11 protein-coding genes, 1 rRNA gene and 1 other annotated feature (1 of these 13 cut by a window edge) are annotated in these 11,401 nt (G+C 50.9%); all 12 genes read left to right on the top strand.

From position 1 onward, the window contains the following. Positions 1-63: a sequence feature (ribosomal protein L21 leader region), on the top strand (it extends 20 nt beyond the left edge of the window). A gap of 13 nt (positions 64-76) precedes the next feature. Next, positions 77-388, top strand: a complete 312-nt coding sequence (rplU, locus tag AC3ZPD_RS10920) for a 50S ribosomal protein L21 (protein WP_490984330.1) — start codon at positions 77-79, stop codon at positions 386-388. A 14-nt stretch (positions 389-402) separates the two neighbouring features. Further along, positions 403-735 carry a ribosomal-processing cysteine protease Prp gene (locus AC3ZPD_RS10915; protein WP_490984329.1) on the top strand — a complete coding sequence of 111 codons (333 nt, stop codon included), beginning with the start codon at positions 403-405 and terminating at the stop codon, positions 733-735. Positions 736-754: 19 nt separating this feature from the next. Beyond that, positions 755-1,066: a 50S ribosomal protein L27 gene (gene rpmA, locus AC3ZPD_RS10910; RefSeq protein WP_068697198.1), complete on the top strand. Its 312-nt coding sequence runs from the start codon at positions 755-757 to the stop codon at positions 1,064-1,066. Between the two features lie 234 nt (positions 1,067-1,300). Continuing rightward, positions 1,301-2,041 carry a Spo0B domain-containing protein gene (locus tag AC3ZPD_RS10905; RefSeq protein WP_490984328.1) on the top strand — a complete coding sequence of 247 codons (741 nt, stop codon included), beginning with the start codon at positions 1,301-1,303 and terminating at the stop codon, positions 2,039-2,041. 13 nt (positions 2,042-2,054) lie between these two features. After that, the gene (gene obgE, locus AC3ZPD_RS10900) at positions 2,055-3,368 is read left to right on the top strand and encodes a GTPase ObgE (RefSeq protein WP_490984327.1); all 1,314 of its coding nucleotides are present in this window, start codon (positions 2,055-2,057) and stop codon (positions 3,366-3,368) included. A 218-nt stretch (positions 3,369-3,586) separates the two neighbouring features. After that, a complete protein-coding gene (locus tag AC3ZPD_RS10895; protein WP_490984326.1) occupies positions 3,587-4,024 on the top strand; it encodes an ACT domain-containing protein in 438 nt (145 codons plus the stop codon). A gap of 76 nt (positions 4,025-4,100) precedes the next feature. Next, entirely contained in the window at positions 4,101-5,387 is a 1,287-nt protein-coding gene (locus AC3ZPD_RS10890; protein WP_490984325.1) for a homoserine dehydrogenase, read from the top strand. Positions 5,388-5,429: 42 nt separating this feature from the next. After that, positions 5,430-6,500, top strand: a complete 1,071-nt coding sequence (gene thrC, locus AC3ZPD_RS10885) for a threonine synthase (protein WP_490984324.1) — start codon at positions 5,430-5,432, stop codon at positions 6,498-6,500. After that, positions 6,497-7,453, top strand: a complete 957-nt coding sequence (gene thrB, locus AC3ZPD_RS10880) for a homoserine kinase (RefSeq protein ID WP_490984323.1) — start codon at positions 6,497-6,499, stop codon at positions 7,451-7,453. The genes thrC and thrB overlap by 4 nt, the downstream gene beginning before the upstream one ends. Positions 7,454-7,536: 83 nt before the next feature. Beyond that, positions 7,537-8,421, top strand: coding sequence for a prephenate dehydratase (pheA, locus tag AC3ZPD_RS10875; RefSeq protein WP_490984322.1), 885 nt, complete (start codon positions 7,537-7,539; stop codon positions 8,419-8,421). A 180-nt stretch (positions 8,422-8,601) separates the two neighbouring features. Next, entirely contained in the window at positions 8,602-10,677 is a 2,076-nt protein-coding gene (locus AC3ZPD_RS10870) for a LysM peptidoglycan-binding domain-containing protein (protein WP_490984321.1), read from the top strand. Between the two features lie 512 nt (positions 10,678-11,189). Next, positions 11,190-11,401, top strand: a 16S ribosomal RNA gene (locus AC3ZPD_RS10865); the annotation flags it as partial.

Here is an 11,401-nt window from a genome sequence, read left to right as displayed (position 1 = left end):
ATCGGGTACATAAGTGCGCCTGTAATAGGGCGTCACCTGAATTAGGCGAGTCTGAGACATGAGGAGGTGCAAGCAAATGTACGCAATTATCGAAACTGGTGGCAAACAATACCGTGTTCAAGAGGGCGACGTTCTTTACATCGAAAAGCTGACTGCAGCTGACGGTGAAACTGTAACTTTTGACCGTGTATTGGCTGTGTCTAACGACAAAGGTTTGGTAGCAGGAACTCCTGTAGTATCCGGCGCTACTGTAACAGCGAAAGTAGAACGCCATGGTAAAGGCGCTAAGGTTGTTGTATTCAAATACAAACCTAAGAAGAACTACCACAAAAAACAAGGTCATCGTCAACCGTATACGAAGGTGACTATTGAGAAAATCCAAGCGTAAGAAGGTGACGATACTTGATTATCGTAACCATCAAACGCGATGAGCAGAAATCCGTTACCGGATTTCGGATTGAAGGCCATGCGAATTATGCAGAGGCTGGAAGGGATATTGTTTGCGCAGGTGTATCCGCTGTTACCGTTGGCTCTGTGAACGCTGTTGAAGAGTTGACCGGGATCGTAATGGATTCACGTATGAAGAACGGCTTTTTAAGCGCGGATCTTCCGCTTGCAGCTCCCGATAAGGCCAAAGCTGAAGCCAGGCTGCTTCTGTCTTCGCTCGTCGTTATGCTTCGGACTATTGAGCAATCCTACGGACAGTACGTTAAGATCATAGATGTAACTAATTAAAGAAGGAGGTTGACCAGACATGTTGAAATTGGATCTTCAGTTGTTCGCATCCAAGAAAGGTGTAGGTTCCACAAAGAACGGCCGTGACAGTATTGCGAAACGCCTTGGCGTTAAGCGTGCTGACGGTCAAGTGGTTACCGGCGGAAGCATTCTCGTTCGTCAACGCGGAACGAAAATTCATCCGGGCACTAACGTGGGCATCGGTAAAGACGACACTTTGTTCGCGAAAGTGGACGGCGTTGTTAAGTTCGAACGTTGGGGCCGCGATCGCAAGAAAGTGAGCGTGTACCCTGTTGAAGTCGCTCCTGTAGCGGCTGCAGTAGAAGCTTAAGAACGAGCCCGAACGGCCTAAAAATCCCCGGCACAATGCCGGGGATTTTTTTTGAGAACCGGCCCTTCTGAAAATTGCAGCAGCCCTTTGGACGAGCTCCGCACATGCGGGGTTATTTTTCTAAGATATTCAAGCATATCTCAGTAGCTCTCTCCACTTCGAAGATGTTACTTTATGTTATACTGTTGTATGTTGGACAGGAAGGTAAAAATGCGTAGAGGATTGAGATTAATCATGAACGACCGAAGATCATTAACGATCATAGCCGGAATTCTGCTGCTGATTCCTCTGATTTTGTTTTATTTTAACCGGTCGGTGATTGTGCATATTCTATTGTGTTTGTGGGTTGGTGCGGTGATTTACGGGTATTGGGTATATATCCGGAAGCAGCATGAATCGGATCAACAGCGTTTGCTTGAGTCCTTTCAGCGGACGGCCACTTTGACCCTTTCGCACTACAGGCATGATTGGATGAACGATTTGCAAATTTTATACGGCTATATTCAATTGGGCAAACATGATAAACTGCTCGGCAGTTTGGACAGAATAAAAGAACGGATGGCTGCGGAAAGCCATATTTCCAGGCTTGGCATCCCGTCGCTTGTTTTTTATTTGCAGTCTTTCCGGGAAATGAACACTTCCGTCCAGCTTGAAATCGTTGTCGAGGAAGGGCTGGAGCTCGGACCGCTGCTCGGCCGGCAGGAGGCGAATGAATGGGCGGAAACGGTCATGGATACCATTCGCGCTTACCAGTTTGCCGGACGTTCTTCATGGGGAGAAATCGTCGGGCTGAAAATGTCCATTTACCGGGAAGGCGGCGAAGTGGTGGTGCGCTTTGAAGCGGAAGGGAACTCCGGAAATCCGGAGCTGCTCAAAGCCCATACCGTCAAAGCGATCCGGAACAAGCGGATTTACGTGAAAGAAGAAGCCATGCAGCAGGGAGCTTACGAGCTCCGCATGCCTTTGGCTATTTAGAAGAGGTGAAAACATGTTTGTAGATAAAGCCAAGATATATGTAAAAGGCGGCGACGGCGGCGACGGCATCGTGTCTTTCCGGCGGGAAAAATATGTGCCCGAAGGCGGTCCTGCCGGCGGCGACGGCGGGCGCGGCGGCAGCGTTATTTTTCGGGTGGACGAAGGTCTGCGAACTTTGATGGACTTCCGCTATCAGCGTCACTTTAAGGCGCAGCGCGGGGAAAAGGGACGGAATAAAAGCCAGCACGGAGCCGGAGCCGACGATATGATCGTCCGGATTCCTCCCGGCACGGTGATCATCGATGAAGAATCCAATGAAGTGCTGGCGGATATGACCCGCCATGGACAGCAGGTTGTTGTGGCCCGCGGCGGACGGGGCGGACGGGGGAACATCCGGTTCGCTACGCCAAGCAACCCTGCGCCGGAGCTGGCGGAGAACGGGGAAGAAGGCCAGGAACGCTGGATCATCCTCGAGCTGAAAGTCATGGCCGACGTAGGCCTTGTCGGATTCCCTAGCGTAGGCAAATCTACGCTTTTGTCCGTCGTATCTGCTGCGCAGCCGAAGATCGGCGCTTATCATTTTACGACTATTACGCCTAATTTGGGTGTTGTCAGCGTTGGCGAAGGCCGCAGCTTTGTTATGGCGGACCTGCCGGGTCTGATTGAAGGCGCCCATGAAGGCGTTGGACTGGGACATGAATTTTTGCGCCATATTGAACGGACCCGGGTAATTGTGCATGTGGTGGACATGGCCGGTTCCGAGGGCCGCGACCCGTTCGAAGACTGGGAAAAAATCAACGACGAGCTGAAGCTGTATAACGCCGAGCTTGAGAAACGCCCGCAGATCGTGGCGGCGAACAAAATGGATATGCCTGAGGCTGAAGAGAATCTCGAAACGTTCCGCAAGAAAGTTGCGGAGGTCCGTCCGGATCTCCTGATTATGCCGATTTCTTCGCTGACGCGGGAAGGCGTCCAGGAGTTGATGTACAAAACAGCGGATCTGCTGGATTCTATTCCGGAGGCTCCGGCGATTGAAGAGGTCAGCGAACTGGAAGAACGGAAAATCTACAAGCTGGATAAAGAGGAAGACAACAGCTTTACGATTACCCGGGATAACGAAGCGTATGTGGTATCCAGCCCTCGCGTGGAGCGGATGATGAAGCGCATGCAGCTCAATTCCCATGATGCCATTCTTAAGCTTGCGCGTACGATGCGCCATATGGGCATCGACGAAGAGCTGCGCAAACGTGGAGCCACGGACGGAACGATTGTCCGGATCGGCGACTTCGAATTTGAGTTTGTTGAAGGAAGCAGCTACTATTATTGATTGTTGATCTATTTAAAAATCATCATGCGCTGCATGGTGGGACCCGGAACCTGCAAGTCCCCGCGAGGGACTGCGGGTTCTTTTCTTTTTCCGAAGAAAGAATTCCATCCGGTGCAGTCTATTATAATAAAATAGGTTGTTTCTCTATTGCTTACATAGGATGTATGGGTTATAATGTCCACTATATAAAAACAACAGTCTTTAAGGAGAGGACGATTTTGAGGGAACGTTATTATCTGGTACGGGAAGATATTTTGCCTGAAGCCGTGCTTAAAACTCTCCAGGTCAAGCAGCTGCTGGCCAGTGGGAATGTCAAAACGGTGCATGAAGCGGTGGAACAGGTCGGATTAAGCCGCAGTGCCTTTTATAAATACAAGGACGGAATTCATCTGTTGAACCAGCTTGAACGGGATAGAATCGTCACCGTGTCCCTCGATTTGGAACACCGGTCCGGCATTCTCTCCCAGATGCTCGCCTTGGTTGCGAGCTTTGGCGGAAATGTGCTTACCATCAATCAGAGCATTCCGCTGCAGGGGGTTGCCAATGTGGTAATTTCGGTCGAAACCTCCAGACTGACGGAAGAGCTCGATGAAATGTTAAGCAAACTGCGCAGCGTCGCGGGAGTTAAAAAAGTACAAATTGTTGGCCAAGGTTAGCCATATGGGCGATAATAAAGCTAGTTATCTAGCAGAAGTATAGAGAAAAGGGAACAGACGATTGGGAGGGGACAGCTTGAACGCAATAAAGGTAGGTCTGCTGGGGCTCGGGACCGTGGGGACCGGAGTCGTAAGGATCGTGGAGAAACACCAGGAGGATTTGATGAGCCAGGTCGGTTCCCCGATCCAAATCGAAAAGATTGCCGTCAAAAGCTTGGAAAAGGAACGCAGCATTGCGGTAGACCCGGCAAAACTGACCCAGGATCCGTGGGAAGTGATCCGTCATCCGGATATCGACATCATCATCGAGGTTATGGGCGGAGTTGACGAGACCAAAACGTATTTGCTTGCGGCTCTGGAATACGGCAAACATATCGTCACGGCCAACAAGGACCTTATGGCTTTGTACGGCAGCGAAATTTTGGCCAAAGCGGTCGAATGTCAATGCGACGTTTTTTATGAAGCAAGCGTGGCCGGCGGGATTCCGATCATCCGGACATTAATCGAAGGATTTTCCTCGGACCGCATCACCAAAATTATGGGGATTGTAAATGGCACCACCAACTATATTTTAACGAAAATGAGCCGGGAGGGCGCCTCTTACGAGGACGTCTTGAAGGAAGCCCAGCAATTGGGTTATGCGGAGTCCGATCCGACCTCCGACGTGGAGGGCCTCGATGCCGCAAGGAAAATGGCTATTCTGGGGACCTTGGGCTTCCGTACAAATGTGGAACTGAGGGATGTGAGCGTACGCGGCATTTCCTCCGTCTCCAAAGAGGACATCGCTTATGCCAGACAGCTTGGCTACGAGATGAAGCTGCTTGGCATTGCGGAGCGGCAAGACGAAGGCATATCGATCAGCGTGCAGCCGACCATGGTGCGGGCTTCCCACCCGATTGCGGCGGTAAGCGGCGTGTTCAACGCGGTTTACGTTTATGGGGAAGCGGTAGGCGAAACTATGTTTTACGGGGCCGGAGCCGGTGAAATGCCGACAGCTACTTCCGTAGTTGCCGACCTTGTGGCGGTGATCAAAAACATGAAGCTTGGCGTCAACGGCCTGAAGGCAATCGTTCCTTACAAGGAGAAAAAGCTGAAAAAGGATGACCAGGTCTTTTATAAAAATTTCCTGCTGCTGCAGGTGGATGACAAGGCGGGCGTACTCGCCCGGATCACGCAGGTTTTCGCTGAATATGAAGTTAGTCTCGATTCCGTCATTCAGACGCCGAACGCCCAGCAGCCAGGGGCCGAGATCATGATTGTGACGCATCTTGCGAATAAAGCCAGCATGGATAAAGTCGTCAAACATTTGGAGTCGCTGCCAGTGATCCGGTGCATTAAAAGCTGTTACCGGGTTGAAGGATAAGACGAACTAGCATTTTTAATCATAGAGGGAGCTGGAGAACAGATGAGATATCAGGGATTGCTGCAAACTTACAAAGAATATTTGCCGGTAACGGACAAAACGCCGATGCTGACGCTGCAGGAAGGAAACACGCCGCTGGTTCGCGCCGAAAATCTGTCGGAGGAGCTGGGGCTAGACCTGTATTTTAAATATGAAGGATTGAATCCGACCGGGAGCTTTAAGGACCGCGGGATGGTCATGGCGGTAGCTAAAGCCGTGGAGGAAGGCAGCCGGACCATCATGTGTGCCTCTACAGGTAATACGTCAGCTGCTGCGGCCGCTTATGCCGCCAGACTGGGCTTGAACTGCATCGTTCTGATTCCTAACAATAACATCGCATTGGGCAAACTCGCCCAAGCCATGATTTACGGCGCTAAAGTCATCGCCATTGAAGGCAATTTCGACCGGGCGCTTGAAATCGTCCGCGAGATTACGGCAAAACATCCGATTACCCTCGTGAACTCCGTGAACCCTTACCGGATCGAAGGGCAAAAAACAGCGGCTTTCGAGGTCTGCGACCAGCTTGGCGGCGCACCTGACGTTTTGGCTATTCCGGTAGGCAACGCCGGCAACATCTCCGCTTACTGGAAAGGTTTTAAAGAATACCATGCCAAAGGAAAAATCGGTTCGCTCCCGCGGATGGTCGGCTTTGAAGCGGAAGGCGCCATGGCGATCGTCAAAGGCGAACCGATTCTGGAGCCCGAAACTGTGGCTACGGCAATCCGGATCGGCAATCCGGCCAGCTGGAAAACGGCCGTGGCTGCAGCCGAGGAATCGAATGGCCAGATCAACTACGTAACGGACGAGGAAATTTTAAGTGCGTACCGCACGATTGCCAAACGCGAGGGGATTTTTGCCGAGCCGGCGTCGGCCGCTTCTGTAGCCGGGGTATACAAGCTGAAACGCGAAGGGTATTTCAAAGGCGGGGAAAAAGTAGTCTGCGTCCTCACCGGACACGGCCTCAAGGACCCGAACATTGCGATTAAAAGCATCGGAGCCGAGCCGCTGGTCGTTCAGGATTCGGAGGAAGCGGTGCTTGCGGCTATCGCTCAGTTGGAAGGGAAGGGCGTATGATCCGTTCGGAAGGAGTCCGGGTCGTCGTGCCGGCCAGCACGGCCAACCTGGGGCCCGGCTTTGATACGCTGGGGATGGCCTTATCCCTCTATGCCTGGATCGAAATGAAACCGGCTAAGCAAACGGTCTTTTATCTTTACGGCGAGGAGCTTAAGGGAGTTCCAAAGGATAAATCCAATCTGATTTACAAGCTGGCCCAGCGGGTGTTTGAAGAAGCGGGTGTTTCCGTGCCCGAGCTTGAGATTTCCATGGCTTCCGATATTCCTTTGACAAGAGGTTTGGGAAGCAGCGCTTCGGCGATTGTGGGGGCGCTCTATGCGGCCAACGAGTTGATCGGCGCTCCTTTTTCCTTGGAAAAACTGTTTGATATGGCGACTGCGATTGAAAAACATCCGGACAATGTAGGAGCTTCCTTGTTCGGCGGCATCGTATCCGCGGTTTGGGACGGGGAGCGGGCGTTCCATCTTCGGATCGAGCCGCCTGCGGAGCTGCAAGTTCTCGTAGCGATCCCCTCCTTCTGGCTGCCTACGGAGCAAGCGCGCAAGGTGCTGCCCGAAAAATTGTCCCTGCAGGACGTCGTGTTTAACGTCAGCAGGGCTTCTCTGCTGACCGGGGCCTTTGCAGCAGGAAAGCTGGAGCTCATTGCAGCGGCGATGCAGGATCGGATTCATCAGCCTTACAGGGCCTCTTTGATTCCCGGAATGGAACGGATTTTGGAGGAAGCCGGGAAGCATGGGGCGTTGGGCGCTGCCTTAAGCGGGGCGGGTCCTACGCTCCTTGCGCTGGTCGACCGGGGTTCGGAACAACGCGGCGAGCTGGAGGATTTTATCCGGGAGACGCTTGGTGAACAGGGGATACAGGCGGAAATGCTCTGGCTGGAGCCTTGTACGGACGGAGTCCGCCTGGCGGGGGTTAACGAGGAATTTCCTTTTACCGCCGCGAGCCTGGTATGATTGATGCAGAAACGGATCGCCGAGAATCCGGTCTGAATAGACTGGATTGTACTGCGAGATGACAGTAAAAGGGGAATTTTTTAATGAAGACTATAGCCTTGCTGCCGGAAGGAACGGTTTCGCACGAAGCCGTCCTGTACGTCTTTGGAGACGAGCCGGTCCAGCTTAAGCATTACAAGCAGATTTCCGATGTTTTTTTGTCTGTAGTGAACGGAGAGGCGGACTACAGCGTAATTCCGGTGGAAAACACCATCGAAGGCTCGGTAAGCCTTCATATGGATTGGCTTGTCCATGAAGTGGATGTACCGATGCAGCTGGAATGGGTATACCCGTCCATTCAGAATCTGGTTGGCCGCAAAAATGAATTCGAATCCGAAGGAAGCCTGGACTACAGTAAAATCAAGAAAGTTCTTTCCCATCCGGTGGCTATGGCTCAGTGCCAGCAGTTTATCCGCAGCCATATGCCTCAGGCGGAACTGGAGAATGTCGGCAGCACGGCTGAAGCGATCCAAAGCGTAGCGGAACACCCGGGCCAGGGATGGACAGCTATAGGGACTGCGCTGGGGGCGGAACGTTTCGGACTGGATCCTTTGGCCCGGCGGATTACAGACCATAACAACAATTTTACGCGGTTCGTATTGATCGGTCCGGACAAGATTAAACTTGCCAACAAGGCGGGGACCCCGAAAACCAGCATCCTGGTGACGCTGCCGGCCGACTTTCCAGGTGCGCTCCACCAGGTTTTATCTGCCTTTGCATGGCGGAAGCTGAATTTATCGCGGATCGAATCCCGGCCGACGAAAAAAAAGCTCGGCAGCTACTATTTTTATATGGATGTGCTTGAAGAGGCCGAATCGATCCTGCTTGGCGCGGCGATTTCGGAAATCGAGGCGCTTGGCTGCCAGGTAAGGATTCTGGGTTCTTATCCGAGTTACACTTACGGGGAACTTCAATCCGTGGAAGAGTAAGAAGAGCGGCGTCAAAGTTTGGGAGCAAAAGAAATTCAAAAACCTTTTCGGGGCCCTTGCAGGGAACCGGAAGGTTTTTTTTGCTTTTTAGGATAACAAATCCCGGGCAGGTGCATAGGATGTATCAATGGGAAACGGGCTAATATCACGGCCCCAAGAAGATTAGGAGGTTTTTGCCGCGTGAAGATACACATAATCAAAGAGGGCGACACTTTATATGAGCTTTCGAAGAAGTATGAGGTTCCTCTGCAAACATTGATAGACGCCAATCCGCAAATTACGAATCCAGACATGCTGATGATCGGGGATAAAGTCAAAATCCCTTCCTCGGCAGTGCCCGTGGGGAATGATGACACCGGCGTCATTTACAAGCATGTCGTCAAGCAGGGAGATACCCTTTGGAAGCTGTCCAAAGCCTGGGGAGTATCGCTTAAAGCGATGATCGACGCCAATCCGCAATTGAAGAATCCGAATGCCCTGCTTGTGGGAGAGGTGGTAAACATCCCTTCCGGCGGCCATTCGGCAGAAAATGCAAATGAAGCTGGAACCGGCACAGGAGGCATGACGGGCAGCGGTAAAAAGAATACGGCTCCGAAACCATCGACAGCACCGGTAGCCCATGCACCGGAGCCTGTACCGAATCCTGAACCGGCGCCAGCACCAGTAGCGCCTGAATCCGAAATGCCGGCGCCACCGAAACCTGAGGAGCCTGCGATCCCTATTCCGATCATGCCTGAAAAACCGAAAACTCAATATCATTATGAAATCGAATATTCGCAAATTGTTATGCAGCAGCCTTCCCATTTTGACTATGTCCCTGTTGTACCTGAGAATAATCAGGTTTCGCCTGTCAGTGAACAACCTAATAAACCGGCAGAGAACGTCTATACACCTAATCAGCCGATGGTTCCTAACGTTTCTTCTTATTACGATTTTCCTAATGTGCCTCTTTCGAATACCTCTCCGGCTAACACTGCGCCAACAAACGTATCTCCTGCTAATATGGGTCCTTATCCTTATGCACCTGCAAACCTTTCTCCGGGGTATTGGCCGAACATGGCACCAACGAACCTAGCGCCAACCAATGTGGCTCCGACGAATATTGGACCAACAAACCTTGCTCCAACAAATATTGGGCCAACTAATCTGGCGCCTGCCAACTTGGCACCAACAAACATAGGGCCAACAAACCTTGCACCGACCAACATAGCCCCAACGAATATGGGGCCAACAAACATGGCACCGACTAACGTGGCTCCAACAAATCTCGCTCCAACCAATATCGGACCGATGAGCTATTTTCCGAACCTAGCGCCAACCAATGTGGCTCCGGTCAATGTTGCACCAAATTACGTTTCGCCGGCGCATTATGCACCAACCAATCTCGCGCCAACCAATGTATCTCCGGTCGACTACATCCCTAATATGGCTCCCGTAAATACCGGTCCTGCTTTTGTTTCGCCTCTGCCTTATAGCCCTGCTAACATTTCTCCAGCCAATACAGCTCCGTCGAACTATTCCCCAACAAACGTGTCTCTTGCCCAGACCGATGGAAATACTAAAATCAATTACCCGCAAACTGAGGCATACAGCGGCGGATATCCAGGAATTTCGAACACCCCGTACGGCGGGTACACGCCAACCTCGGTATCTCCGGAGATGTATGCCCCTGAATCGAATATGTATGCTCCAGAAATGAATATGTATGTACCGCAACCTTGCGGATGTGAGGGAACGTCGGTAGGAGACGTTCATATTCAGCCTTATCCATACCCGCAGCCGGAAAATGTAGAGGGATGGAATACTTCTTATCCGCCGGCTAATGATGGAATGGTATCTCCTGCCCATCAGGCTCCTCAATGGCATATGCCGCATCAGGGAGGATACCCTCATATGGATAATATGCCTAATGCTCCTCATGGTCCGGGATTCTACCCGCCATACGGATATGGTATGCCATATGGATATGGTATGCCTTACGGCTCTATGGTTCCTGGCTCTCCGGTTGGCGGGATGGGCACGCGCGACTATTTTAACGCAGGAACAACTTCCGAATCAGCAGAGCAAACTCAAAATGCTTTGGAAGAACAAGAAGCCGCGATAAAAAATGACTCGGAAAAAGTGAAGGTTTCGACTGAACCTGGGAATAAAAGAAACGCAAAGAAACAAACACGTTCCCAGGAGAAAAACAGCAAAACTCGGAACGGTTCAACTAAATCGAAATCCGCCCGCCGTAATCCGTGGATAGGGCAGTAAGCAAGTGAATAGGCAAATAAGGCAGGGCTTGTGCTCTGCCTTATTTGTTTACTATAAAAACGATTTATAAAAACTGTTGTCGCCATTGACTGCTATGTGATATTATATATTTCCGTTCGATTTTTATTTTTTTTATTTAATAGATTCGAACGAAAAACTTGCATCAATCGACAGATTGTGCTACTATATAGTTCCGATTGGATTTGTTGGCTTAGTTCAAAAGAGTTTTTCAAAATAAAGAAGCTGATTCTTTTGAAAAAAAGAGCTTGCAAATGAAAGATGGGTATGATAAGATATAAGAGTTGCTGCTGAGAACGAAAACAGCAGCAAAATGAAAAGTTTGATCTTTGAAAACTGAACAACGAGTGAGAAATAAATGAGATACATTGGGGACGAATTTCAAATCCATATCGATTTGAAATTCGCTCCGATCTCGTCAGATTCAAAATGAGTCACAAACTTAACTTCAAATGGAAAACCTACCGCCTTCGGGTGGCAGGAACCTTCCATCTTTTATGGAGAGTTTGATCCTGGCTCAGGACGAACGCTGGCGGCGTGCCTAATACATGCAAGTCGAGCGGAGTTGATCGGGAGCTTGCTTCCGATTAACTTAGCGGCGGACGGGTGAGTAACACGTAGGCAACCTGCCTGCAAGGCTGGGATAACTACCGGAAACGGTAGCTAATACCGGATACGCAAGAGAGTCGCATGACTTTCTTGGGAA

Source organism: Paenibacillus mobilis (genome assembly GCF_058267595.1).
Note: the sequence above shows the minus strand (reverse complement) of the source record. Positions and strands in the feature narration are given on the sequence as shown.